Here is a 26,657-nt window from a genome sequence, read left to right as displayed (position 1 = left end):
AGTCCGGCCCGATCGTTGCCGTCGCGGGGGGTCACAACTGGCGCTCCCGTCCGCGCAGGCCCGCCACCAACCGCACGTAGGCCGCCACGAACCCGGCGCAGCACAGCAGCAACAGGGTCAGCAGGGCGGCGGCTGCGGGGCGGTCTTCCAGCGATCGCAGGAAGTACAGGTCGTAGGCCGCCACCCCCGGCATGGCCGGGGTGGATTCGCCCAGCAGCAGGGGAATTTCCACCGCGCCGAAGGCATACAGGAACAGGATCAGGAACGAGGCATGCAGCACCGGGACAAGGTGCGGCACCACCACGTCACGCAGCACGGCCCAACGCCCGGCCCCCAGCATGCGGGCCGTCTCGATCAGGCGCGGGTCCAGCCGCCGCAACGAGGCCACGGCCAGCAGCATGACGAAGGGCAGTTCCTTGTAGGTGTAGGCCAGCACCATGCCCATGCCGTCGCCGCCCCAGAGCAGCGCGGGAAACTGCGCCTGTCCGCCGATGATCCCGGCCTGATGCAGCGCGGCGGACACCAGACCGGAACGGCTCCAGAACACGATGGCCAGAAAGGCCACCACGATGTGCGGCAGCACCAGCGGCACCCGGAACACCAGCGCCGCCAGTTGCATGCGGGCGGGCAACCGCCACACCCCGTAGGCCAGCAGCGCGCCCCCCGCCACGGAAAGCAGGGCCGCCGCCCCGGCCACGCGCAGCCCCAGCAGCAGCGAACCCGCCATGTGCGGCTGCGCCAGCTGCCGCCACCCCGCCAGGGTGTCCGGCGCGGAAAGCCCCTGCGCGGCCTGTTCCGGCAGGTACTGGATCGGCAGCAGCCATCCCAGCGACTGGACCGCCGTCAGCCCCACGCCCGCCAGAAAGGGCAGCAGCAGCACCAACAATGGGCACAGGGCCGCCAGGCGGCGGCCATATGCGCCAACGGGCACGCAGCCAGACACAGAGGCAGACACGGGAAGGCGCGGGGAGGGCGCGCCGTCGGAATGGCGGTTGGGCGGAGGCATGACGATTCCGGTGGCTGTTCCGGCAGCGGGTTATGACAATGGATGCGAAGTTGCGACGATACTGCCCTGTACAGGCATTGCGGGGCCGGGTGCAAGCACGGTGGTGCAGACGCGGAGACGCCCACGGATGGCCGGGCGGGCCGCCCTTGCCATATGGGCCGCGCCGCGCTACAGGCACGCCCACGCCGCCGCACCCCCATACCGCCTTCACCTTCGCAGGGACACGAACATGACCGCCCCCCACCTTGACGACCGCACCATCTATGTCGCCGCCGCCGGGTTCACCGACGACCTCGTCCACGAGCTCGAGGACCTGCATGGCGCGCGCGTGCTGGAGGTGCGCGACAGGCTGGTGGTGGCCGAAGGTCCGCCCCGTCCTGCGGCATGGGCGCAGAACGTCTGGCTGGAGCCCGTGGCCATCCCCGTGGCCTCCATCGGCGATGCGGCCCGCAAGCTGAAGGCCATCCAGCGCAACTGGCATCTGCACGCCACCGGGCACCACCGCCGGGCCGCGCTGATTCAGGAACAACTGCCCCGCGTGGCCGCCCGGCCCGTGGCATTCGGCGATGCGCCGCCCACCGCCCCGCTGGGTTCATGGACCCTGTGGGAGCCGGACCTGGTGCTGGCATCCGCCCGCTGCACCAGCCCCTTCCCCGACGGCGAACCCCGCTTCGAGGAAAACCGCACCGTGCCGCCCACCCGCGCCTACCTGAAGCTGTGGGAATTGTTCACGCTCATCGGCAAACGCCCCGGCCCCGGCGAACTGTGTCTGGACCTGGGCAGCTGCCCCGGCGGATGGACCTGGGTGCTGGCGGAACTGGGGGCGCGCGTGTTCAGCGTGGACAAGGCGGACATCGCTCCGCACATCGCCGCCCACCCCAACGTGAACTTCTGTACCGGCAGCGCCTTCGGGCTGGACCCGCGCCACGCCGGGGCCGTGGACTGGCTGTTCTCGGACGTGATCTGCTACCCCGACAGGCTGCTGGCCACCGTGGGCCGTTGGCTGGAACTGGGCCAGTGCCGCAACTTCGTGTGCACCCTGAAGTTCCAGGCAGAGACGGACCACGCCACGGCCCGTGCCTTTGCGGCCGTGCCGGGGTCGCGCCTGCTGCACTTGGCCCACAACAAGCACGAGCTGACCTGGGTGCTGCTGCGCGACTGACGCGGGCCGTTGCCGCGCCCTGACCAGCATCCGCGCCCTGGGGCCATCCCCTTCCCGCATCCACGCCCCGCCTCCATCCAAAACGTCACCTGCCCCATCCGAGGCCGCTGCCCGTGCCTGCTGGCAGGGCCTTTTCCTGCGCCATTTCCCCCCACAACGTGAGTCCGGGGCGGAACCGTCTGCTGCGAAGGTTCCGCCCCGGACTGCGAGGGGGATGGGCGTATGCTGTCGTGGGACACTTGCGGCGGGTGCACGCCGTGCCGGGATTGCCCGGCAAAATTCACTCCCACGCTTGCCGTTTGTTCCGCTCGCTCTTGGCTCTTGAGGGCTGTTTTCCCAAGCAGGATTTCCGTTTGCTGGCAAGGAAAGCAAGCCTGGCATGAGGGAGTGCGGCAGCCGTCAGGCGAGCTTGCGAGCCTTACGGATGGCGACCGCAGCGCGTACTCTTATCGTATTCGACTGAAATGCTGGGCGAAGCTTGACGAAGCCAGCAGGCGGAAAGACCATTGGGAAACAGCCCTCACTGCGCGGCGCGGCGCTCCAACACCTGCTCGAACGCGGTCTCGATGCGCTCCAGCAACTCTTCCACCGGGCAGGGCTTGAGCAGGTAGTCGCTGGCCCCGGCGCGCATGGCGTCCAGGGCGATATCCGTGTAAGCGTGCCCGCTCAGGATGATCACCGCCGGGTCTTCACCGCCGGACTTGCGGATTTCGCGCAGCACGTCGCGGCCATCCATGTCGCCCAGCTGGATGTCCAGGATCACCACGTCCACCGTCTGGCGGGCCAGCCAATCCAGCGCGTCCCGGCCGCTGGCCACGCCATCCATGGTCACGCCGCGCTTGCGCATGCGGCGCAACAGCGCATCACGAAAGCCGTCCTCGTCGTCCACCAGCAGAATGCGGCAGCTTTTCAGCAATTCCGGACAGTCCATGCTCTCCTCCGGGCCTTCCCGCCAGTCCCACCAGTTCCGTCAGTCCGTCAGTCCGTCAGTCTGCCAACGCGCCAGCCCTGCCAATCCGGCAAACGCCACTCCCGAGTTCACGCGCGCGGGTTTATACGGGCGGAGCCACGATGTCGGGCAGGGTCACCACGTCGCCGGGTTGCACGTTCAGGCCATGCGGTATGCGGGCCACGCAATCGCGCGCCGTGCATTCCACCACCCGGGCCTCGCCCACGGGCGTGCCGTCCGGACGGCTGATGCGGCAGCGCATGCCGGGGCTGGCCCCGTGCTGCACGCCAAGCCCGAAGGTAACGTCCTTGCCGCCGCCGTCCGGCGCGGGCAGCAGCTTGTAGATTTCCGCGCTGCGCTCGGCCAGCAGCGCCCGGTTCCAGGCCCGGCCCAGCATGAAGTTGCCGAACCCCGCCAGCAGGGCGAAGGGCAGCACCAGCGCGGACAGGCCAAAGGCGCTGACGCCGAACCAGCGGGTGAGCCGTTCCGGAGAATTGGCCTTCATGGTGGCCTCGTCGGGCCACACCACCACCGCAAAGATCAGGGTGGGGTTCTGCTTTTCTCCGTACTTGTCGTGCACGCGAATGACGTATTCGCCCGAGGCGGGGCTGGCCCCCACCTTGATGGCGCCGCGCCACATCTTTCCGCCCAGCCAGTAGCCGGAATAGATTTCGTAGGGCACAAGGCGCACCTGCCTGTCATCCGTGCCGCCCTCGATGACCATGTCCTCGATGGCTTCGGTACGGGGCGGCAACGGCCCGCTGACCGGATATTCGCCGCCGGGCAGCGCGTCGGTGCGGTTGAAGCCCTGCTGCATCCTGCCCACCAGCCCGTCCACGAGACTGAGCGCGCAGACCAGCAGCAGCAGCAGCGCCACCCGCCCGGAACGCTGGTGCAGGCGCGCCAGGTGTACCGATCCGGTCACGCCTGGCCCCGTGCGCGCAGCCAGCGCTTGGCGCACCAGCCCAGCACCAGCGAAGGCGCCAGCACCGCGAAGAAGGTCTTGAAGAACACCGGGGTGAACTCGTCCGGCACGAACGAGGCGCGGTACATGCCCGCGCACACCGCCGCGATGGCCAGCAGGTTCATGGTCAGTACCAGCAGCTTGTGGGCCACGGTGGTTGCGTAATCCATCTGGTCTTCCACGGTGTCGCTCCTTGTCATGTTGTCCTCGGGCTTCTTCCGCCCGTTCCGGCCCGCCATCAGCGCTCCCCGTGGGGTGGGTGGCGGGGCGGAAGGGGAGGAAGCGGCGGGACCGTGTCCGGCCCCGCCGCCGTCAGGCTACTTCTTGAAGATGTCGGTTCTGGAGATGTTCATGAAGCGCAGGGACACGCCCTCGGCCTTGTAGTACACGCGCACTTCGTCGCCGGCATCCCAGGTGGCATCGGGCAGGGCGAAGTATTCGTCAGGCAGCGAGATGGTGCACAGCATCTTCTGGCGACCGGAGTAGATGGTCACGGTCTTCTTGTCGCGGTCCACCATGGGGAACTTCTTGGCGGTTTCCGTGGCCTTGTCGAACACCAGCGGATGGTTGCGGTCGATGTTCTCCTGCAGGTCCACCATCTTGAACGCGATGTCTTCGAACGCCTGGGTCTTGGTGTTGAAGATGCGGATGATGTTGGCCTTGGTATCCAGCTTCATGCGCTGCCCGGCCCGGGGTTCCGGACCCATTTCGGCGGGGTCGGTGGGCAGCTTGTAGGTATGCGGAGGCAGGATGGAGTAGTCCGGGTTCAGCGGCTCCATGGCCTTGTCCTGGATCAGGGTGACGGTTTTCGCGTTCTTGTCGTATGCGATCACCCGGCCCTGGTCCACCTTGCCGTATTCGCCGCAGCCCACGAGGCCGAGGGGCAGCGCCACCACGAGCAGCATCAGCAGAAAGCGTCTCATATGTTTTCTCCTTCTCTCGTGCGGTACGCTAGGCGGCCTTCTTGCGGGCCAGTTCCATCTTCACGCCCTGAACCATGCGGACGAAGATGTACAGCGACATGCCGGAAACCAGGCCCAGCACCAGAACGGTGGCGCCGGTGTCCAGCGCGGACTTGAACTGGGGCACCCAGGGCTGCACGAGCTTCATGAGGATGGAGACGGCGCAGCCGACCACGGCGAGACCGAAGGCGATGCGGATGCCGTAACCCTTGATGTACTTGGTCGCCACGGCGCCGACCTGCGCGCCCACGGAAGCGCCCACCAGCATGATCATGGCGGCGACGAGTTCGGTGCGGCCCTTGTAGGTGTAGGTGGCGGCGCCGTACAGGCCGGAGATCATGACTTCGAACAGGTCGGTGCCGACGGCCACGTGGGTCGGGCAGCCGATGAGGTAGATGAGGGCGGGCATGCGGATGAGGCCGCCGCCGATGCCCAGGATGCCGGCCAGCCAGCCGGTGGCGAAGCTGACGAAGATGGGCAGCCACGCGGAGCAGTAGATGCCGGCTTCATGCAGATGCACCATGGGGGGAATCTTGATCTTGTGCAGGGCCTTGTGCCACTCGACGCCGGTGGCCCCGGCGGCCAGGGTTTCACCGCGCGCGGCGGCCTGGCGTTCCTTTTCGCGGCGCTTGGCCACGTCATGGAAGACCATCCACGCGATCAGGGTCAGCAGGGCGATGTAGATCCAGCGCACGACCTTTTCGACGTTGCCGACACGCTCGAGCCACATGACCATCTGGGCGCCCACTTCGAAGCCCACGACGGTGCCGACCAGCATGATCAGGCCCAGCTTGTAGTCCACGTTGCCGAACCTGCCGTGGCGCATGGTTGAAATGAGCGACTTGCCCGCCATGTGGGCGATGTCGGTCCCGATGGCGAAGGCCATGGGAAAGCCGAGGATGTTCAGGCCGGGGGTAACCATCCAGGCGCCGCCCATGCCGAAGAAGCCGCCGATGATGCCGACGCCCACGCCGAGAATGATCAGGCCGGGCCAGAAGATCTTAACGCCCGCGATGGGCATGAGGATATAGAGCCATTCCATCGTTGTTCTCCTTTGGTGCGGACGCGGCCTAGTGCTCGGCCAGTTCGCGGGACTTCAGGTCGATGCCGATCCAGTTCATCACGATGTCGGCGATCACGCCGAAGATCACGCCCACCAGCGGGATCAGGATGATGGTAAGGGTGGTGAACTGGACGTGGCTCTCGTTGTACAGGTTGGCCCACCAGGCCATCACGCCGTCCAGCTTGCGGGTGTCGGCCACGATGACCACGGGTGCGCCGCCACCGCCTGCGGCCAGCGCCAGGCCGGGAATGGCCAGCACGAACGTCAGCAGCGACATGAACAGCGTCTTGATCCTTCTCATGTGCATCCTCCAGATTGCGGGCAGCTCTGCCGCCCTTTTCGACTGCCGCCTCCGGCCCGTCCTCGCTTCAAGCGATCCCGTCCAGCGGCGGAGTCCGCCTTTGCGTCCACCCGCACCCCCCCTTGGAGTGCGGTTTTCGTCCTGTGCATTGCGCAGCAGTTGCCGCGCGATCTGGGCATAGCAACCCGCGTGCCAGTCAAATTAACATGGTAATATTTTGTAATAAATTTCATTTCGCGCAAGTTGCGCTTGCACGATTGCGCAAAGACTTGTACAAAATTTCTCAATCGCCATCGCAAAAGGAACGGGCCGCCCCCGCGCAGCCACGCCCCTTTCGCGCCGCCAGTTGCGAAAGACGGGCGAAACGCGCATAAGCAAAGGCGTACACCTCATGCGAATGCAGTGGAAATGCACGGGCGTGGCGGCTCGGAGCGGACCTTCCGCCGCAGGAAAGACGCCCGCCCCGGCGGCCTGAAACGACGAAGCCACCGGTGTCGCCCACCCCGGCATTCCGGCGCTCCGGTCCCATACGGGCGGCCACCGCCCCGCACCCACGGCAGGGAGAAGGCATGCGCTACTATCGGCCGCCGCTGCTCGGCACGCTGTTCCGCCTGGAAGGTAATTTCTCGGAATGGAGCATCGCCAAACGGCTGCTCTTCGCGGCGCTGCCCGCATTCATGCTGCTGCTGGTCATCAGCGGGGTCATATCCCACCGCATCTCCCAGAACTTCCTGCACGACGCGCTGGGGCGCAGTTCACTGCTGGCCACCCTGGCCCAGGCCCACGAGATGGAGCAGGTGCTCCAGCAGGCCCGGCGTGAACTGCTGTACCTTGCCCGCACCGACATCTCCCCTGCCTCGCTGGCCCACCATCTGCGCACCCGCGCAGAAACCATGGGCACCCTGTACCGCGAGATCGCCTATCAGGGGGCCACGCCGGACAATCGCCTGGTGTTGCTGAACACCGGACGCGACGTATGGATGGTGCCGCTGGAACAGGCCCTGGCCACCCGGTTCGGCCCGCTTACCCGCCAGAACGCGCAAGAGCCCAAGCCCGGCTTCGTGCGCATTTCCGCCCCCACGGAGGTGGTCTACCCCTCGGTGCCCACGGCGGGCACCGTGCAGGGGCTGTCCATGCACGTGCTGCGGCTGACCACGCCCGTGCTGGATGCCGCGGGCAACCAGACCGGGCTGCTCACCCTGTCGGTGGACATGCTGGCCCTGCGCAACGTGCTGTCGGTCTACGCATCGCGCCGGTCGCCGCTGTACATCTTTCCGGAAGAGACGGAGAAGCACCGCAGCTTCTTCTTCGACGCGCACGGGTGGATCCTGTTCCAGTCGGAATCGCCGGAACATCCCAACCTTGACCTGTCCACCGACACGGTGCGTTCGGGCATGCGCGGCGACTTCGGCCGTTCCGGCTTCGAGGCGGCCTTCCGCCCCAACCCGGAGCAGGAACGATACTGGGGCATGGTCACCGATGTGCAGTCCGGCAATTCCGGCCAGAGTCGCCTGGGCACCATGCTGGAAGACCCTTCGCCCATGAACCGAGCCTTCTACATCAGCTACGCGCCGGTCACCTTCAGCGAAGGGCCCGACGCCAATACCGTGGTGGTGGGCGGCATCGCGTACACCGACACCAGCTTCCTGGCCATGGCCGCGTCCTACAAGATGTACGGGGCGCTGTTCGTGTTCGGGCTGTGCGCCAGCGCGGCGGCCGCATTCATCCTGGGCATGCTGGGGCGCGGCATTGCCGGGCCGCTGCACCGCATCGCCGAGGAAACCAGCGGCAAGCTGGAATCGGGCGACCTTGCCCCCATAGAGATGGGCCGGGTGCACCCGGAGGCGGAAGCCCTGCGCCAGACCACCAACGCCATGCTGGCCGCCTTGCAGGCTCGCAACGAGGAGCTGCGCCTGCGCGAGGAACACATCCAGTCCACCCGGCGGCGGCAGCGGGTCTGCCTGGACACGGAAATCGCGCAACAGCAGCCACAGAGCCAGCTTTCGCCGCAGGACACCATGCCCGGCATCGTGGGCACCAGCGAAACGGTGCGCAGCCTGCGCGGGATGATCCGCAAGGCCGCCGGTGTCGAGGCCGACGTGCTGATCATCGGCGAAACGGGCACCGGCAAGGAACTGGCCGCCGAGGCCATCCACATGACCAGCGACCGGGCGGGCGGGCCGTTCATTTCCATCAATTGCGGGGCGCTGGATGAAAACCTGCTGCTGGACGCCCTGTTCGGGCACGTGAAGGGAGCCTTTTCCGAGGCGCGGGGCGAGCGCAAGGGGGCCTTCGTGGCCGCAGACGGCGGCACGCTGCACCTCGACGAAATCGGCAACGCCTCGCCCAAGGTGCAGCAGGCCCTGCTGCGCGCCCTGTCGGTGCGGCGCATCCGTCCCCTGGGCAGCGACGACGAAACGCCCTTCGAGGCGCGCATCATTGCCGCCACCAACGTGGACCTGAAGGAATGCGCCCGGCAGGGCGCCTTCCGCGAGGACCTGTACTACCGGCTGGCGGTGATCACCATCAACACGCCCCCCTTGCGCGATCGGCGCGAGGACATCCCCGCCCTGGCCGACTACTTTCTGAAGCAGGCCGCGCAAACCCTGAAGCGCCCGGCCATGGGCCTTTCGCGCGGGGCGCTGGAAAAACTGCTGGCCTACGGCTGGCCGGGCAACGTGCGCGAAGTGAAGAACTGCATCACCCGCGCGGTGGCCTTTGCCGAAGGGGACACCCTGTACGCCGAAGACCTGCGCTTTGGCGCGGAACTGGACCCCACCCTGTCGCACGGGGCGTTGCTGCCGCCAAGTCCGGCACCTGCGCACACGGGCCAGCCCGCCCACCCGCAGGGCGTCATGCCCCAGGGGCATGGCCAGCCCACCGCGCCCTACCCCGGTGACGGCGCCGTCCATGCGGTTCCGTATGGCGCGCAGGCGGCGTACGGCATGCCCGGCGCATCCGGCAATGCGCCCATGTCCGCGCAGACGGGCACCATCTACGACCCGGTCAGCGGGCGCATCGTGGCCACCGGCCCCGGCACTGGCGGGCAGGACTGGTCGGACAGATCGGGCGCCGCCCAGCACGGCGCGCAGGGCAGAAACGACCGCGCGGGCATGCCCCCCGGCAACGGACGCCAGATGCGCAACGGGCAGGACGGCGGGGCCGTGCCGCCCCTCTCCACACTGAACCCGCGCCAACGTGCCGCCTGGGAGTTCATCAGCCGCAACGGCGGCATCACCCGCACCCAGTATCAGGACATCGTGGGCAACGAGATACCCGTGCGCACGGCGCAGTACGACCTGCAGGACATGGTGCGCAAGGGCTTCATCCGCAAGGTGGGCAAGGGCCCCGCCACCCGGTACGTGCTGACGGATGGCGGCGTGCCGGTACCGCCACGGAGGTAGACCATGCTGGCCGCGCCGCCGCCTGTCTCTCTGCTGGAACGCCTGCGCGGGCTGTTTGGCCGCAGGCGCGCCGTGGACGCCGAATCGCGCGAACGGGTCATGCGGGTATTCCGCGCCCGCTATGCCCACTTCAAGGACCTGCTGGACTCCAACGCCGGACTGGCGCGCATTCTCGCCGACATGGACGAGAAGATCGCGGGGTGCACCCTGTTCGGGGCCACGTGGCTGCGCTCGCAAGCCACGCGGGCGGTGTTCCACGCCATGCGCATGGCCACCGCGCTCAATGCCATTTCGGATGGCGCGTACCCCACCCTGCCCGGCGTGGTGGAACGCATCAACGCCAACATCACCGGACTGCTGGAAAGCCGCCCCCAGGCCACGGTGGAGGCCTACGCCCTGCCCTTTGCCGCCATCAACGGCGACATGGTGGACTGGGTGGGCGGCAAGTGCGCCAACCTTGGCGAACTGACCTCGCGCGTGGGGGTGCCGGTGCCCCGCGGCTTTGCCGTAACCACCCGCGCCTACTACGCCTTCATAGAACATGACGGGCTGATGGGCGAAATACGCAAACGTCTGCGCGATGTGGATACCCAGGATCCGGAAAGCGTGCTGGACGTGGCCGAGGACATCCAGGCCCTGTTCGTGGCCGCCAGCGTGCCGCCGGATGTGGTGGACGCCTTGCAGACCGCCTGCGACGAGGCCTTCGGGGCACCCGGAACAGAAGGCGCCGACGCCCCATTGCGGCTGGCCGTGCGCTCCAGCGCCCTCAGCGAGGACAGCCACGTTTCCTTTGCCGGGCAGTATCTGTCGGTGCTGAACGTCAGCCGCGACGGCGTGGTGGACGCATGGAAACGGGTGGTGGCAAGCCTGTTCATGCCCCAGGCCATCGTGTACCGGCTGCATCAGGGCATCACCCTGGACGCCAGCGCCATGGCCGTGGCCTGCATGGAAATGGTCGATTCCGTAGCCGCCGGGGTGCTGTTCACCCGCCACCCGGTGGACCTGCTGTCCGATTCCATGGTCATCAACGCCGCATGGGGGCTGGGCGCCGCAGTGGTGGACGGCGAGATGGAGCCGGACACCTGGCTGTTCAGCCGCCAGGATGCCCCCCGTCCGCTGTCACGCAACGTGGCCTGCAAGGCGCACCGCCTGGCCCCCGGCGACGATGGCCGCCTGCGCGAGGAGGACGTGCCCGAACCCCAGCGCGACCTTCCCTGTCTGACCGACGCCCAGGCCGCCGAACTGGCCGGTATCGGCATGCGGGTGGAAGCGCACTATGGCGTGCCGCAGGACGTGGAATGGGCGCTGGACCCTGCCGGGCGGCTGCTGCTGCTCCAGGCCCGCCCGCTGACCACCACCCCGAGCGGTGCAGCGCGCACCACCCCGCGCATCGAAGGCTACCCGGTGCTGTTGCACGGCGGCGAACCCGCCTGCCCCGGCGTGGGCTGCGGCCCGGTGGTGCAGCCCGCCAACGCCGAGGAACTGGCCCTGTTCCCGGAAGGGGGCATACTGGTGGCCACGCACTCCTCGCCCTCATACGTGCTGGTCATGCAGCGCGCCCAGGCCATCGTGGCCGAGGCGGGCAGCATTACCGGGCACATGGCCTCGCTGGCGCGGGAATTCGGCGTGCCCACCATCGTCAACGCGCCCGGAGCCATAGCCGCGCTCCCCGTGGGCGCGCAGGTGACCGTGGATGCCTTTTCCTGCCGGGTCTACCAGGGCCGGGTAGAGGAACTGCTGCCCCTGCGCGAGGAACGCGCCGTGTGCCTGCGCGACACGCCCATCCACAACCTGCTCAAGCAGGTCGCCGCGCTGATCTCGCCCCTCAACCTGCACGACCCCAAGGCCAACGATTTCACCCCCGCCGCATGCCGGACCATCCACGACGTGATGCGCTTCGTGCACGAGCTGTCCTATGCCCACATGTTCCAGCTGTCGGACACCGTCTCCGATGCCGGGGCGGTGGCCGTGGAAATGAAGGCCCGTGTACCGCTTGACCTGCATGTCATCGACCTGGGCGGAGGGCTGGCCGAAGTCGACGGTCCCTACGTGTGGCCGGAACAGGTGACATCCGCCCCGTTCAAGGCCCTGCTGGGCGGCATGCTGGACCCGGACGTGCACCAGAGCGGCCCGCGCCCGGTGGATGTCAGCGGCTTTCTGTCCGTCATGAGCCGCCACATGATCGAGCCGCCCACCATGCACGGGCAGCGCTTCGGCGACCGCAGCTATGCGCTGATCTCCGACAAATACCTGAACTTCAGTTCACGTGTGGGCTACCATTACGGGGTGCTGGACGCCTACTGCGGCCAGACCATGAACAAGAACTACATCACCTTCCAGTTCAAGGGCGGGGCAGCGGACGAAACGCGCAAGAACCGCCGGGTGCGCTGCATCGGCATCATTCTGGAATCCATCGGATTCCACGTCGAGGTACGTGGCGACATGGTCACGGCCCGTTACCAGAAGTTCGCGGCGCCGCAGATCGCCGAGCGGCTGGTGCAACTGGGGCGGCTGCTCATCGTCACCCGCCAGTTGGACATGCTGATGGTGGACGAGGCGGCGGTGCAACGCTTCGCGGATAATTTCCTGCAGGGCCGCTACCACTAGGGCAGGCAGACGCAAAACAATCACGCAAAACGCAAACGGCGCGATAACGTCTGCGCGAAAACCTTGCGCAAAGACAAAAACACCCCGATATTCCCATGGAATATCGGGGTGTTTTGCACATAGAGCCCGACAGAAACGCGCATGAACCCTTCGCTGTCACCCGAAAGGAGGTTGCGGGTATTCTTTCTCGCCTGCCGACAGCCCGGCCCGAATGCGCCGGATGAGTCCGGTGGTGGAAAAGCCGGGCAGCAGGGGCAGGCTGAGCACCCGCCCGCCACGGGCTTGCACGATGTCGCGGCCCACGATGCGGTCCACGGTCCAGTCGCCGCCCTTGACCAGCACGTCGGGCTGGATTTCCGCGATGAGCGCGTGGGGCGTGTCCTCGTCGAACTCCACCACATGGTCCACGCTGGCCAGATGGGCCAGCACGTAGGCCCGCACGACGAAAGGATTCACCGGACGGTCGGCGCCTTTGCCCTGGCGGCGCACCGAGGCGTCGGAATTCAGGCCCAGCACCAGCAGGTCGCCCTCGGCGCGGGCGCGGGCCAGCAGGTCGACGTGGCCGGGGTGCAGGATGTCGTAGCAGCCGTTGGTAAACACCACCCGCTGCCCGGCGGCACGGCGGGGGGCCAGCAGGCCGGGCAGCGCGGCGCGGTCCACCACGGCGGGATGGCTCAGGTCAGGCCGGGAGGTGTCCATGGATGGCTCCGGAGGCCGCCCGGAGGGCATGGGACATGCGCCGGGCGTGCATTGGACATTGGTTGAACATTGGGCGCGGGGACGATGACGCTGAGGAAACGGGGCGGAAATGGGCCGCCTCAACACCCAAACGCGGCCGCGTGGTGCGCACACCGGAGGAGTGCGACGGAAAAGAGCCAGATAGTCACTGTGGACGCGCAGTTTCAACCCACGCACCCACGAGGGGTGCGACCGGCATGCGCTGGCCTTGGGCGTAGGCACCCAGGTTTCTATCCACGCCCCCGCGAGCGGTGCGGCTGTCGAACTGCCCGGTTCCGAACGCCCAATGCATGTTTCTATTCACGCACCCGCGAGGGGTGCGACGAGGCGCTCTACAAGAACAAGCCTGCCAACCTGGAGTTTCAACCCACGCACCCACGAGGGGTGCGCAACACTCTGATTATCCTTTCATGCGCAGGGCCGCGCAATCACCGAACAGCACCAGTTCCGCCCAGTCATAGGCGAAATCCAGCCGGGCTTCCTCGTCGTCCAGCACCTGCTGCTGGCGGGCCGCATCCATCTCCAGCCGGTCGAACAGTTTCACGCCCTGGATGAAATCGGCAAAGCGGTCCAACTGATAGCACGCCAGCAAGACCATGGTGGCCTGCTTGGGGCTGATGGCCGTGCCCCGCCGCTTGCAGCGCGCCATGAGGCGCATGTAGCGGTCGTTGGAGGCATTGTACGGCTCCAGCCCCTGATCGGCCAGCCATGTGCCACTGGACCACTGGCCCGTTTCATCGAAGCCCCTACAGTGCTCCTCGCGCACCACGAAAAACTGCTCCACCACGTTGCCCGCCTCGTCTTCCTTGGTGGCGCGGCCCAGCGGATAGGTGCGGCAGGCCCCGGAACGGTCGGGATACACGGTGCACCCGGCATCGCTGACGAAGGGGCACAGCTTCAGCGGGTGATCGCTCATGCGCAGGAACAGGGCGGGAAAGCCGGTGTCCGGATACTGGCCCACGCGGGCGTGGGTATTGATGAATGCCTCGCTACCCATGCCCAGGTTGCGGCGCAACCGCAACACGTCATACGGCGTGAGCGGCATGTTCAGGTCGGAACAGCAGGCGTTGAAGCAACGCACGCCGGGATGGCAGGCAAACTGAAAGGTCTGGCCCGCATGCAGTTCCGGCAGGCTTTCCAGAAAGGCCTGGGTCTCGTCGCCCTGCGCCACTTCCGTACCTGCCGGGGCACATCCGCTACAGTTGCTCGTCTCGCCGGTCATCGTCGCCTCGCTTGGCAGTGCGTCGGATGTCCGGCGCGGTCATCTTTTGAATTCGAGTGAGCCGAAGCACACCCATCATGATCAATGGGATTCGGCCATCCTCCGCCAAACAAAGTACCCGACATTGCGGCAACAGGCGGCGCCGTCACAAGAGGGCATTTTGTTCTCTGCCAAGGAGGAACGCCTTTGGATGAAGGGAGTGCGGCAGCCGTTATGCGAGTCTTCGAGCATTTACGGATGGCGACCGCAGCGCGCTCTTATCGTACTCGACCGGAATCCAAAGACGTTCCGACGCAGGCAGAGGGCAAAAGGCACCTTGTGGCGGTGCCGCCTAGAAGTTGAGGCGGTCGCGGACGCCACCCATAATCCTCGACGCCTCGGCGCGGGCGCGGGTGTCCCCGGCCTCCAGGATGTCCTGAATGCCCTTGGGGTTGGCCAGCAGGGCGGCGCGGCGCTCGTGCAGCGGCCCCAGGAAGGCGCCCAGGTTTTCGAGGAAGATCTTCTTGCAGTCCACGCAGCCCAGCGAGGCAGAGGTGCAGCCCTGGCGGATTTCGGCCTGCTGTTCCGGGCTGGCCATCAATTCGTGGTAGGGGAACAGGTTGCACACGTCGGGGTTGCCGGGATCGCTCTTGCGCAGGCGGTTGGTGTCGGTGAACATGCCGCGTACCTTGGGGGTGATTTCCTCCATGGTATCGCGCAGGTAGATGGCGTTGCCGTAGCTTTTGGACATCTTGCGACCGTCAAGGCCGGGACACTTGGCCGCCGGGGTCAGGCGCGCTTCCGGCTCGGGGAAATATTCGCCATACAGGAAGTTGAAGCGGCGCGCGATTTCGCGGGTCAGCTCCAGGTGAGGCAGCTGATCCTGGCCCACGGGCACCCACTTGGGGTGGTAGATCAGGATGTCGGAGGCCATCAGCACCGGGTACCCCAGGAACCCGTAGTTGCCGAGGTCCTTGTTGACCACTTCCTGCTTCTGTTCCTTGTAGGTGGGGTTGCGCTCCAGCCAGCTCACCGGGGTGATCATGGACAGGATGAGGTGCAGCTCCGCGTGTTCCTTGATGTGCGACTGCTGGAACATCACGCACTTTTCCGGGTCCAGGCCTGCGGCCACCCAGTCGGTGACCAGTTCGGGCACGAACTCGCGGATGCGCTTGGGGTCGGCGTAGTCGCTGGTCAGGGCGTGCCAGTCGGCCACGAAGAAGAACGCCTCCATTTCATGCTGCATCTCGACCCAGTTCTTCAGCACGCCGAAGTAGTGGCCAAGGTGCAACGGCCCGGTGGGCCGCATGCCGGAAACGGTGCGCTTGTCAGGGGTGGTCATGATCTGTGGTTCCTCCGGGAGGGAATGGGATGTCGCAGCATGCCGCGCAGGCGGCGAGGCCGCGCGGCGTGCGGAATTATGCAAAACAGGCGCGCCGGGCGACGCAAACCGCACCGGCGCGGGGCAGGCTGGCGGGCCTTAGGGCGAACCTGGGGCTATTTCCAAATTAGGATTTTCGTTCGTTGGCAAGGAAAACGAGCCTGTCATGAGGGAGCATGCCTCAGCCGTTGGTGAGTCTTCGAGCCTTACGGATGAGGACCGCAACGCGCTCTTGTCGTATTTGACCGAGCCTTAGCCGTTAGGTGAGCTTGCGAACCTTACGGATAAGGACAGCAACGCTATGGCGGGCGAAGTTTGACACAGCCAACGGGCGAAAGGACTATTTGGAAACAGCCCCTACCCGATGCCCACGATGGCCGAGACAATATCCACGGACATCTGCACCAGCGGCCAGACCACCTTGAACAGCATCCCGGTGGCCAGCAGGATGACCACCAGGATCAGCCCGTAGCGCTCCAGCCTGTAGTAGTGCCATGCCAGCTTGCGCGGCAGGAACCCGGCCAGGATGTTGCTGCCGTCCAGCGGCGGGATGGGGGTCAGGTTGAACCATGCCAGGGTGAAGTTCACCCATACGCCCACGGCGCACATGTTCAGGAAGAATTCGTACACGCCGTTGCCTTCCCACTGCGAGATGGGCATGGCGAGGGTAAGCAGACGGTAGGCCACGGCAAAGCCCACGGCCACCACGATGTTGGCCAGCGGACCGGCAAACGAGACCAGCGCCATGTCGCGCCGGGGCGACCGGAAATGCCGGGTGTTGACCGGCACGGGCTTGGCCCAGCCGAGAATGAACGGACTGGTCAGGGCGGTGAACACGAACAGCAGCGAGCCCATCACGTCCAGATGCGGCAGCGGGTTCAGGGTCAGCCGCCCCAGCATCTTGGCAGTGGGGTCGCCGCGCTTCCAGGCGGCCCAGCCGTGCGCCACCTCGTGGCAGACCATGCCGAGCAGCATGGGCACGAAGGCGACGGCCAGTCGCTTGATATTGACGGCAAGATCGGTATCGAACATGACCCCTGCGGCTACCACGAAGGCGGGGGCAGGGCAAGGGGGATGGGGCTGCGCGGGGCTTGCGCCAGTTGAGCAGTTGAGCAGTTGCGCCAGTTGCGCCAGTCGAGCCCGTTCGGCCCGTTCGGCCCGTTCGGACAATCGTGCCCGCGAAACCCACCGAACACGACCGAGGCCGCTGAAGCCGTCGCGGGCCACGGCCTCGAAGTGGCCCGGGAGTGATGCAACGTACTGAACGGATAAGACGGTTCCCGGGTGCATGCCCGGCGGCCCGACCGCGCGAAACTACCCCGGCGCGCCGCGCCCCAGGGCCCGTTCTATGGCGCAGACCAGTTCCTCCATCTCGCAGGGTTTCAGCAGGTATCCCGCCGCGCCCAGGCGCATGCCCTCGCGGGCCTCTTCCGCGCCGCCGTGGCCGGTCAGCATGATCACGGCCATTTCCGGGGCCATGCGCCGCACCACCCGCAGCAGTTCGAAGCCGTCCATGTCGTCCATCTTCAGGTCGAACACCGCCGCATCGTAGATGGCGTTGCGCAGGGCGCGCAGGGCCTCTGCCCCGCTGCCCGCCGTGTCCACCACGTAGCCGCGCCGGGAAAGACGCTTCTGCATCACCCGGATGAAGCCCGCCTCGTCGTCCACCAGCAGCAGCCGGACGGGTGCCCTTGCGTCTCTGGGCCCGGGGCCGGATTCCGCGCAGGGCGGCGTCCCCGGCGGCGCAGTGTTGGAATGGATCTCGCTCATGCCGTATCCTTGCCTCCCCCGTCGGGGGGCGTGGCGCCGGGGGGTGCGGGCTTTGCGCCGGACGGAACCGGCGTCGGGCAGGCCGCAGCCAGACGCCCGCCGCCAGCCAGCAACCCCACGCCCTGGGCGACCTGCGCCGCATGCACCGCCGGGTCGAACGGCGGCAGCAGCACCTGAAAGGTGGTGCCCACCCCCACGATGCTGCTCACCTTTATCTCGCCGCCCATCTTGTTGATGATGCCGTAGCATATGGACAGGCCAAGGCCCGTGCCCTTGCCCACCGGCTTGGTGGTGAAGAACGGATCGTAAATGCGTTGCAGGATGGCCTCCGGCATGCCGGGGCCGGTATCGGCCACGTTCACGGCCACCATGCCGTTGTCGCTCATCAGGGTGGCCACCTTCAGGGTGCCGCCGGAACCTTCCATGGCGTCGAAGGCGTTGTTGAACAGGTTCAGGAACACCTGCTGCAACTCGGAGGGCGAGGCGGCAACCGGCGGCAGCCCCTCGGACAGGGCCACCACCACATGCACGCTGACGGTGCGCGCCTTCTGGCCGGAAAGCTCCACCATCTCGGTGACCATGGCGTTGATGTCCACCGCGTGCACCTCGCGGTCGGAGCGGCGGGCGAAGCTGAGCAGCTTGTGGGTGATGTCGCGGCAGCGCACCCCCTGGGTGCGGATCTGGCGGGCGCTGTCGCCTATCTCGCGCACGGCGTCCTGCTCCTGCAATTCGCCCAGCACGTCTTCTATCCAGCCCGCCTCTTCCATCATGATGGCCACGGGGTTGTTGATCTCGTGGGCGATGCCCGCCGCCATCTCGCCCAGGGCCGACAGTTTGCCCGCCTCCACCACCTGGGCGTTGAGGGCGGCCATTTCGCGCTCCAGCCCGTCGATGCGTTCAATGATGCGCTGGGCCAGGAACATGCCCAGCACCAGCACCGCGATGGAGGCCAGCCCCAGCACCAGGAACAGGGTGCGCTGGGCGGCGTGCAGGCCCTGCAACGCCTCGCGCGAGGACTGCTGGAACACCAGCACCCAGTCCCCGCCCTTCAGGCGCGACATGGCGTAGACCATGTCGCCTTCCTCGAAGGCACGGTCCTGATCCATGCCCGCTATGCCGCCGCCGAACACCCGACGGGCGAATTCCGCCAGTTGCGCACCGTCGCCCGCCGAATGGCGTCCCCCGGAAGTCTGGAACGCCCCGCCCCGGTTGATGATGCAGGCCTGGCCCGTGGCCCCCACGCGGATGTCCTCCACCAGCGAGACGAAGCTGGCGAAGTCGATGGTGGAGCGCAGTATCCATGCCCTGCCGTCCACCATCAGCTTGACGGCCACGATGAAGTGCGGCGACTTGCGCACCCCCATGAACACGTCGCTGATGAACACGTCGCGCGCGCTGGCCTGCAGGAACCAGTTCTCGTGCGAATAGTCGGTGCCTTCCAGACGGTGCGGACCGGCGTACACCCGCTGGATGCCCGCATCGTCCACCATGCCCAGGTCCACGTACACGCCGCGGTAGGCGTTGCGCATGGCTTCCAGCTTGCGGTTCAGGTTGGCCGGGTCCAGCAGGCCCGCGCCTTGCGCCTCCACCAGCATCTGCACGCTGGCAAGGCGTTCGTGCAGGAAGTCGTCGATCTTCTGGCTGTGCCGGTCGGCTATTTCGCGCGCCTGGCCAAAGACCATTTCGCGGAACGACACCCCGAGGTGCAGGTTCATGACCCCGAGGATAAGCACCAGCGGCAGTACCGACGCCACAAGGATGCCCATGTAGATGAGCCGGTTCAGCGCGACGCGACGGCCGACGGGGAACAGGGAATCCGGCATGGGCACCTCTGTGGTTGGCACCGGGCGGTGCGGGCAGGGAACAGGCGCGACGCCGCCGGGCCGGGCAGCCCCGGCAGCGCAACACGTAATCGCGCAGGCGGCGCGTTGAGGCCATTGGGCCTTTACGCACGGGCACGCACGGGCACGCACGGGCAGACTGGCGTCGGCGCGCGGGCTTTTAAAACGGGGCGGGCCGCGCCGGGCAGCGCGGGCAGGCGCACGCGGCACGCAATCCGCGTGACGGCTGCACGGCGTGACTATCGCGCAATATCGCGCAAGCCAAAACCCGCCCCACAGGGTAAAAGCAAGGGGCATGCCATCTGCGCGAGGAATGCGGGGCGGGAGCGCCGCCACCAGCCGGTGCGGAGAAGATGAGGACGGAAGGAGGGGATAAAAGCGCTAGGCGCGTTTTTCGACAGCCAGCGCCACCTTGGCCTTCAGTTCCGTGAGATCCACGGACTTGACCACGTAGTAGTCCGCCACCACCGACTTCAGGTCGTGCTGGAAGGAATCGTAGGCCGTGGACAGAATGACCGGCAGGGTGGGTTCGCCCCGGCGGATTTCCTGCAACAGGTCCAGCCCCGAAAGGTCCGGCCCCAGCTTGATGTCCAGCACCACCACCAGGGGCTTTTCGCGGGCCACCACATCGAGGATGGGTTCTCGCCCGTCGGACACGGCCACGGTGTAGCCTTCGCTCTCCAGTTCTTCCTGGTACAGCATGCGGATGTGCTTTTCATCGTCCACGACAAGAATCTTCTTGGCCGACATGGTTCACCTCCGAAGGCTCGGGACGCTGGGGGGATGAGGGCGAGGGCTGCGGGGCGCCGCGCCGTACCGCAACGAACACAGGGGCGCAGGGAGCTCGGGTGGTGTGCCCTCGCGGGCACGCGGATGTCTGGCTGTCCCCGGACCTTTGCCAAGAATAGTACAGGCACGCGGTGAAGACAAGCAACCCGCCCGGACGGCATGGCATCTTCACGCCCGTGCAAGGAATGGCGACGACGTCCCACCGCCCGGCCTGCCGTCGGGCGCCAGCGGCGGCCTGAATGCCGCGCCTTGCCATCGGGGGGCAAACGGGTATGGTGCGCTTCCGGTACGCGGCCCGGGCGCCGCCGTGGAAAACGTTGCGGTCGCGCCCTCCCACGAACCCTCACCAAGAGACGGGACCATGGAACACACCCCGGAAACCACCCCCCGCGAACGCCGCACGTTCGCCCCGCGCACCATCACGGTGCGCCTGCAACCCAAGGAACAGCTGCTGACCATGCCGCGCGAGAAGACCGTGCTGCAGGTGCTGCGCAAGCTGGGCATCCGCCCCACCACGGCCATCGTGGCCCGCGACGGCGGCCTGCTGACCCCCGACCGCGAAGTGCTGCCGGATGATGAGCTGTTGATCCGTATAGTCACTTCCAGCGGGTAAGGACTGTCCCCAAATCGTCCTTTCGCCCGTTGGCTTCCGACCCGAAGGGCGCGAAGCGTGGCCGTTGGGCGAGCTTGCGAGCCCTACGGACATCGTGCGCAACGAGGTCAAACGTCGCCTGCCATAGCGTTGCTGTCCTTATCCGTAAGGTTCGCAAGCTCACCTAACGGCTAAGGCTCGGTCGAATACGGTAAGAGCGCGTTGCGGTCCTCATCCGTAAAGCTCGAAGACTCGCCAACGAACGAAAATCCTGATTTGGGAACAGCCCTTCCGCACGCGGCGCGCCTTCACTTCCGACAGACTGGAACCGTCTTTACTCCCCAGGCTTGTGGCCGGCGCCCTTCACCATGGGCACCGCACGCACCGCAACCCCGAAAGGATCACACGCCATGAAATGCAAACGCTGCAAGGAGACGGCCGTCGTCGCCCTGCCCAGCCATCATACCGGATTCTGCGCCGAATGCTTCCTGCTGTTCTTCACCCGGCAGGTGGAGCGCGGCATCAAGGAACGCAAACTGTTCACCCATGACGACCGCATCCTGGTCGCGCTTTCCGGCGGCAAGGATTCGCTGAGCCTGATGCTGGAACTTTCGCGGCAGGGCTACGACGTCACAGGCCTGCACATCGACCTGGCCATTCCCGGTTCCTCGCCCGTCGCACGCGGCGTGGTGGAACGCTTCTGCGAAAAGCACGGCCTGAACCTGATCGTGAAGGAAATGGGGGCCGAGGGGCTGGCCATTCCCGACGTGAAGGCCCGGCTGAATCGCCCGATATGTTCGGCCTGCGGCAAGATCAAGCGCTATTTCTTCAACAAGACCGCGCTGGACGAAAACTTCACCGTGCTGGCCACCGGCCACAACCTGGATGACGAAATCGCCCGGCTGTTCAGCAACACCCTGCGCTGGGACGTGGCCTACCTGAGCGACCAGGGCCCGGACCTTGCCGCCGACGGCGGCTTTGCCCGCAAGGTGAAGCCCTTGTGGCGGCTTTCGGAATTCGAGACGGCCAACTACGCCTTCCTCATGGGCATCGAACACCACTACGCGCCCTGCCCGTATTCCGGCGGGGCCAGCTTCACCTTCTACAAGAAGCTGTGGACCGACCTTGAGGAAGAAATGCCCGGACGCAAGCTGGACTTCTACCAGGGCTTTCTGGAACGGGGCCGCCCCGTGTTCGCCCGTGCCGACAACGAGGACGGCGTGGACCTGAGCGGCTGCACCCAATGCGGCTACCCCACCTCCAACGAGGTGTGCGGGGTATGCCGCATCCGCGATGCCCTGCGCGACAAGCCCGTCGGGGCGGATGGGGCAGACGGCGCGGAAGGGGTGGAATAGTAGAGGCAGAAACGGGGGAGGAGTACCTGTCTCCTTCCCCGTTTTTCAATGCCTCTCGGACTGAATCCGCATCAGCGACACAAACGCCCCCACGTGCCGATTGCCTTTCTTCCTTATTCCCGCGACGGTCTTTCCGTCGCGGGGGCTGGTGCGGGCAAGATGCAAGGAATTACAAGTTTTGCCCGCCGTGCAAGGCGAATCACGTTTTTTGAGCGGAAATCGGCAGCCGTTAGGCGAGCGCAACGCGCGAGTCTTACGGATGGCGAAAGCAGCGCTGTACTCATGTACGTGAGCATCAAAAAACTTGATTCAACGCCGCACGGCGGCAAAAGGCGACAGCCGTTAGGCGAGCTTGAGAGCCTTACGGATGACGACCGCAACGCGCGGATTCCGCGAGCAGCGTGTCCGCGCAAACAATAGCCTTCCCGCACTCCCCCTCCACCCCCAACCCGCGCCGCCATGCCCCAGCCCTGCCCCGCCGTCAGCGTCGTGCTGCCCGTCTGGAACGCCGCCGCCACCCTGCCCGCCACGCTTAAAAGCCTGCTGGCGCAAACCGGCGCGGACTTCGAGGTGGTGGCAGTGGACGACGGCTCCACCGACGCCACCCCCGACCTGCTCGCCGCCTTTGCCGCGCTGGATGCCCGCATCCGCCCGGCGCGCATCCCCCACGGCGGCATCGTGGCCGCGCTGAATCACGGCCTTGCCCTTGCCCGTGGCCGCTACATCGCCCGCATGGACGCCGACGACACCTGCCACCCGCAACGCCTGGCCCTGCAATGCGCCTATCTGGACGCGCACCCGCACATCGGACTGGTGGGCTGCCGGGTGGACTTCGGCGGCGACCGCGAACGCTGCGGCGGCTACGCCCGGCACGTGGACTGGGTGAACACCCTGCTGGACCCCACGGACATCGCGCTGGCGCGCTTTCGCGAATCGCCCTTCGCGCATCCTTCCGTGATGTTCCGCGCGGAACTTCCCGGCCTGCACGGCGCGTACCTCGACGGCCCCTTTCCGGAAGACTACGAACTGTGGCTGCGCTGGATGGACGCGGGCGTGGCCATGGCCAAGCTGCCGCACACCCTGCTGACCTGGAACGACCCGCCGGACCGCCTTTCGCGCACCCACCCCAACTACGCGGAAGACGGCTTCTACACCCTGAAGGGGCTGTACCTGGCCCGCTGGCTGGCCCGGCACAACCCGCACCACCCCGAGGTATGGGTGGTGGGCGCGGGTCGCACCAGCCGCCGCCGGGCGCGCCAGTTGATGGAGCAGGGTATTACGGTGCGCGCGTGGATCGACATCGACCCGCGCAAGATCGGCAACCGGGTGGACGGCCTGCCCGTGCTGGGGCGCGAGGCCATGCCCGCGCCCGGCCAAGGCTTTCTGGTGGCGTACCTTGCCGGACACGGCGCGGCGGAAGAACTGACCGCCTTCCTTGACGGCGCGGGTTACGTGCAAGGCCGGGACTACATTCTGGCTGCGTGAGGCGAGCGCCCCCCACAGCATCCCCCTGTCTTGATCTCGCCCACCTCCTTCCAACCCCCGCCGCCGCAACGTCACCCAACCGTCCGCAAGATTCACCACACCGACACACATGCGCCACCGCCGGGGCGCATTCCTCCTGCATCACCGACAGGCGATCTGTAGACTCTTTCCAGAATCGCCCAACCCGCCGCCGCGCCAATGCGCTCGCACCGCCCGCGCGGCCCCGGAACCCGCAGGAGGTCGCACTTCATGGCCACTGGCGCACCCCGTTCCGCGTCCCGTACCGCCGCACGCCAATCCGCTACCCGTTCCGGCCAGACGCAGGAATCCGCAGCCATCAACACATCATCGGGCACATCGCCGTCCCCGTCGCCGTCCACATCAGCTGCCCCGTCCCAGTCCCCTCCGCTTTCCATCGACCTGCACGTGCACTCGCGCCATTCCACCCGCCCCTCGCAGTGGATACTGCAAAAGCTGGGCTGCGCGGAAAGCTACACCGACCCGAAAGCGCTGTACGACATCGCCCGCCGCCGGGGCATGGACCTTGTCACCATCACCGACCACAACACCCTGGCGGGCAGCCTTGAAATAGCCCACCTCGACCACACCTTCGTCAGCGAGGAAATCACCGCCTATTTCCCCGAAGACCGCTGCAAGATCCACGTGCTAGCCTGGGACCTGACCGAGGCCCACCACGCCGACATCACCCGCCTGCGCGAAAACATTTACGATCTCGTGGACTACCTGACCGTGTCGGGCATTCCCCATGCCTGCGCCCACGCCATGTACTCGCTGAACGAGCGGCTGACCCTGGACCACATGGAACGGCTGCTGCTGCTCTTTCGGGTGTTCGAGCTGAACGGTTCGCGCGACGACTTTCAGAACGGCATCCTGCGGGCCATCGTGCAGGGGCTGACCCCGGCGGACATGGACGCCATGGCCGACCGGCAGGACATGACCCCGCGCATGGAACGGGCGTGGGTAAAGCACCTCATGGCCGGGTCTGACGACCATTCCTCGCTGAACATCGCCCGCAGCCACACCATCATCGAAGGGGTTTCCGGCGTGGGGCATGGCCGCGTGCGCGACGCGCTGCGCGGGGTGATGGAAGGGCGGGGCACGCCGCACGGCAGCGCCGCCACCCCGGTGACCATGGCCCACAACCTGTATTCCATCGCCTACCAGTTCTATAAGCAGCGCTTCGGCCTGGCCCGCCACGTCAACCGCGACACGGTGCTGCGCTTTGCCGACAGGGTGCTGACCGGCGCGCCGGAACCGGAAGGCGGCCTGCTGACCAGGCTGCACGGCCTCATCGGGTATCGCCGCCCCCGGCTGTCCTTTTCGGCGTCCACCTCGCGCACCGTGCAGGACCACCTGCAAACCGAAGCGGCAGAGATCATCCGCCGCGACCCGGAATTGCGCGGGCTGCTGGACAGCCCCGCCGCCGACATCACCGGCGAACGCACCGAACAGGCCTGGATGCGCTTTGCCGACCAGGCCTCGGAAAAGGTGCTGCGTACCTTCGCCGACACCCTGCTGGACAACGCCATGGGCGCGGACCTGTTCAGCGTGTTCAACGTGGTGGGCTCCGCCGGGTCGCTCTACGCCATCCTGGCCCCGTACTTCGTGGGGTACACCCTGTTCACCAAGGACCGGGCCTTTGCCCGCGCCTGCCGCGACCACTTCCTGCCGCACGAGGCAGAAGCGGCGCTGGGCACGCCGGGGCAGGCTGCCACCATGCCCGGCGACCGCCTCCATGCCGCCCATGCTCCCCATGCTTCCAATGTCACGGACCCGGACGAATGGCACGCCACGGGCCGCCTGAACGTCGGCCACTTCACCGACACCTTCTACGACGTCAATGGCGTGGCCCGCACCCTGCAGATGCAACTGGACATCGCCCGCCGCAACGACAAGCGGTTGCAGGTCATCACCTGCGCCCCGGAAGGCGTGGCCGACCCGGAACTGGCCGACCGCTCCGACGTGTTCACCTTTTCGCCCATCGGCTCGTTCGCCATGCCTGAGTACCCCGGCCTTGCCCTGTACTACCCGCCGGTGCTGAAGATGCTGGACCACTGCTACCGCCAGGGCTTCACCCACCTGCACTCGGCCACCCCCGGCCCGGTGGGGCTGGTGGCGCTGGCGGCGGCGCGCATCCTGCGCCTGCCCATCCACGCCACCTACCACACCGCCTTCCCGCAATACGTGATGATGCTGACCGAGGACGCCGGGCTGGAAGAAGCCATGTGGCGCTACATGATCTGGTACTACAACCAGATGGACCGGGTGTACGTGCCCTCGCACGCCACCGGGGACGAACTGGCGGAACGGGGCATCGCGCGCGAACGCATCGCCTTCTACCCGCGCGGCATCGATACCGAAACCTTCACCCCGGCCCGCCGCAACGGGTTCTTCAACCGGTACGACGGCAACACCGTGACCCTGCCGCGCACCTTCCTGAACAGCGAAGCGGCCCGCGCCGCAGGTCCGGGCCGAACGACGGCGCACGACGCGGCCCAGCCGGTGCGCTTTCTGTACGTGGGGCGTCTGTCGCGAGAAAAGAACCTGCACGTGCTGGCCGACGCCTACCGGCTGGTGGCCGCCCGCGCCCCGCACCTGCGGCTGGTGCTGGTGGGCGACGGCCCGGCCCGCGCGGAACTGGAAGAAACCCTGCGCGGCCTGCCGGTGACCTTCACCGGGTACCTTACCGGCGACGACCTGGCCAACGCCTACGCCTCGTCGGACATCTTCGTGTTTCCCTCCGGCACCGACACCTTCGGCAACGTGGTGCTGGAGGCGCAGGCCTCCGGCCTGCCGGTGGTGGTCACCGACAAGGGCGGGCCGCAGGAAAACCTGCTACCCGGACGCACCGGGGCCATCGTGCCGGAAGGCGACGCCACGGCCATGGCCCAGGCCATGCTGGACATGGCCGCCGACCCGGCCAGGCTGAACACCATGCGCACCGATGCCCGCGCCTACGCCGAAAGCCGGTCCTTCGAGGCGGCCTTTCTGCAGCAGTGGGCCATGTACCGCGACCGCAACGCCGCATAGCCAGACAACGTTTCCGTAGCCTCCGCACCCCGTCCC

At 66.8% G+C, this 26,657-nt stretch carries 21 protein-coding genes; 7 read left to right on the top strand and 14 right to left on the bottom strand.

What is annotated here, in order from left to right:
* Positions 1-31 precede the first annotated feature (31 nt).
* The gene (locus tag DESTE_RS12725; RefSeq protein WP_245590843.1) at positions 32-1,006 is read right to left on the bottom strand and encodes an ABC transporter permease subunit; all 975 of its coding nucleotides are present in this window, start codon (positions 1,004-1,006) and stop codon (positions 32-34) included.
* Positions 1,007-1,235: 229 nt separating this feature from the next.
* Here DESTE_RS12725 and DESTE_RS12720 point away from each other — a divergent pair, with 229 nt between their 5' ends.
* On the top strand, positions 1,236-2,168 hold the full coding sequence (locus DESTE_RS12720) for an SAM-dependent methyltransferase (RefSeq protein WP_035068030.1): 933 nt from the start codon (positions 1,236-1,238) through the stop codon (positions 2,166-2,168).
* Between the two features lie 520 nt (positions 2,169-2,688).
* Here DESTE_RS12720 and DESTE_RS12715 read toward each other — a convergent pair.
* The 6 genes from DESTE_RS12715 to DESTE_RS12690 all read right to left on the bottom strand — a co-directional run bounded on the left by DESTE_RS12715 (position 2,689) and on the right by DESTE_RS12690 (position 6,407).
* Entirely contained in the window at positions 2,689-3,099 is a 411-nt protein-coding gene (locus DESTE_RS12715) for a response regulator (protein WP_035068029.1), read from the bottom strand.
* Positions 3,100-3,220: 121 nt separating this feature from the next.
* Positions 3,221-4,042, bottom strand: coding sequence for a hypothetical protein (locus DESTE_RS12710; RefSeq protein ID WP_035068028.1), 822 nt, complete (start codon positions 4,040-4,042; stop codon positions 3,221-3,223).
* Complete coding sequence (locus DESTE_RS12705) at positions 4,039-4,281, bottom strand: hypothetical protein (protein ID WP_051384646.1); 243 nt, start codon at positions 4,279-4,281, stop codon at positions 4,039-4,041. The genes DESTE_RS12710 and DESTE_RS12705 overlap by 4 nt, the downstream gene beginning before the upstream one ends.
* 117 nt (positions 4,282-4,398) lie before the next feature.
* Complete coding sequence (locus DESTE_RS12700; protein ID WP_035068026.1) at positions 4,399-5,004, bottom strand: DUF4881 domain-containing protein; 606 nt, start codon at positions 5,002-5,004, stop codon at positions 4,399-4,401.
* A 28-nt stretch (positions 5,005-5,032) separates the two neighbouring features.
* Positions 5,033-6,085: a sulfite exporter TauE/SafE family protein gene (locus DESTE_RS12695; RefSeq protein ID WP_035068025.1), complete on the bottom strand. Its 1,053-nt coding sequence runs from the start codon at positions 6,083-6,085 to the stop codon at positions 5,033-5,035.
* A gap of 28 nt (positions 6,086-6,113) precedes the next feature.
* Complete coding sequence (locus DESTE_RS12690) at positions 6,114-6,407, bottom strand: DVU0150 family protein (RefSeq protein ID WP_035068024.1); 294 nt, start codon at positions 6,405-6,407, stop codon at positions 6,114-6,116.
* A gap of 569 nt (positions 6,408-6,976) precedes the next feature.
* Between DESTE_RS12690 and DESTE_RS12685 the strand changes: the two genes are divergently transcribed.
* Both DESTE_RS12685 and DESTE_RS12680 read left to right on the top strand, forming a co-directional pair.
* The gene (locus tag DESTE_RS12685) at positions 6,977-9,811 is read left to right on the top strand and encodes a sigma 54-interacting transcriptional regulator (RefSeq protein WP_035068023.1); all 2,835 of its coding nucleotides are present in this window, start codon (positions 6,977-6,979) and stop codon (positions 9,809-9,811) included.
* Between the two features lie 3 nt (positions 9,812-9,814).
* A complete protein-coding gene (locus tag DESTE_RS12680) occupies positions 9,815-12,418 on the top strand; it encodes a PEP/pyruvate-binding domain-containing protein (protein WP_035068022.1) in 2,604 nt (867 codons plus the stop codon).
* Between the two features lie 156 nt (positions 12,419-12,574).
* Here DESTE_RS12680 and rfaE2 read toward each other — a convergent pair whose 3' ends face one another.
* The 7 genes from rfaE2 to DESTE_RS12645 form a co-directional block, all read right to left on the bottom strand.
* Entirely contained in the window at positions 12,575-13,117 is a 543-nt protein-coding gene (gene rfaE2, locus DESTE_RS12675; RefSeq protein ID WP_035068021.1) for a D-glycero-beta-D-manno-heptose 1-phosphate adenylyltransferase, read from the bottom strand.
* A 439-nt stretch (positions 13,118-13,556) separates the two neighbouring features.
* On the bottom strand, positions 13,557-14,378 hold the full coding sequence (locus DESTE_RS12670; protein WP_051384456.1) for a YkgJ family cysteine cluster protein: 822 nt from the start codon (positions 14,376-14,378) through the stop codon (positions 13,557-13,559).
* Positions 14,379-14,709: 331 nt separating this feature from the next.
* On the bottom strand, positions 14,710-15,699 hold the full coding sequence (gene trpS / locus DESTE_RS12665) for a tryptophan--tRNA ligase (RefSeq protein WP_035068019.1): 990 nt from the start codon (positions 15,697-15,699) through the stop codon (positions 14,710-14,712).
* Between the two features lie 396 nt (positions 15,700-16,095).
* Positions 16,096-16,770 carry a site-2 protease family protein gene (locus DESTE_RS12660; protein WP_035068018.1) on the bottom strand — a complete coding sequence of 225 codons (675 nt, stop codon included), beginning with the start codon at positions 16,768-16,770 and terminating at the stop codon, positions 16,096-16,098.
* Between the two features lie 282 nt (positions 16,771-17,052).
* Positions 17,053-17,508, bottom strand: coding sequence for a response regulator (locus DESTE_RS12655; RefSeq protein WP_156925360.1), 456 nt, complete (start codon positions 17,506-17,508; stop codon positions 17,053-17,055).
* Positions 17,505-19,331, bottom strand: a complete 1,827-nt coding sequence (locus tag DESTE_RS12650) for a sensor histidine kinase (RefSeq protein WP_035068017.1) — start codon at positions 19,329-19,331, stop codon at positions 17,505-17,507. The genes DESTE_RS12655 and DESTE_RS12650 overlap by 4 nt, the downstream gene beginning before the upstream one ends.
* A 399-nt stretch (positions 19,332-19,730) precedes the next feature.
* On the bottom strand, positions 19,731-20,099 hold the full coding sequence (locus DESTE_RS12645) for a response regulator (RefSeq protein WP_035068016.1): 369 nt from the start codon (positions 20,097-20,099) through the stop codon (positions 19,731-19,733).
* A 400-nt stretch (positions 20,100-20,499) separates the two neighbouring features.
* Between DESTE_RS12645 and DESTE_RS12640 the strand changes: the two genes are divergently transcribed.
* The 4 genes from DESTE_RS12640 (at position 20,500) to DESTE_RS12625 (ending at position 26,621) form a co-directional block, all read left to right on the top strand.
* A complete protein-coding gene (locus DESTE_RS12640; RefSeq protein WP_051384455.1) occupies positions 20,500-20,751 on the top strand; it encodes a ubiquitin family protein in 252 nt (83 codons plus the stop codon).
* Positions 20,752-21,140: 389 nt separating this feature from the next.
* Positions 21,141-22,085, top strand: a complete 945-nt coding sequence (locus DESTE_RS12635) for a PP-loop family protein (RefSeq protein ID WP_035068015.1) — start codon at positions 21,141-21,143, stop codon at positions 22,083-22,085.
* A 459-nt stretch (positions 22,086-22,544) separates the two neighbouring features.
* Entirely contained in the window at positions 22,545-23,570 is a 1,026-nt protein-coding gene (locus tag DESTE_RS12630) for a glycosyltransferase family 2 protein (RefSeq protein WP_035068014.1), read from the top strand.
* A gap of 249 nt (positions 23,571-23,819) precedes the next feature.
* Positions 23,820-26,621 (top strand): glycosyltransferase, encoded by a 2,802-nt coding sequence (locus DESTE_RS12625; protein WP_245590842.1) that lies wholly within the window; start codon positions 23,820-23,822, stop codon positions 26,619-26,621.
* The last annotated feature ends 36 nt before the right edge of the window (positions 26,622-26,657 follow it).

The organism is Nitratidesulfovibrio termitidis HI1 (genome assembly GCF_000504305.1).
GTDB lineage: Bacteria > Desulfobacterota > Desulfovibrionia > Desulfovibrionales > Desulfovibrionaceae > Cupidesulfovibrio > Cupidesulfovibrio termitidis.
Note: the sequence above shows the minus strand (reverse complement) of the source record. Positions and strands in the feature narration are given on the sequence as shown.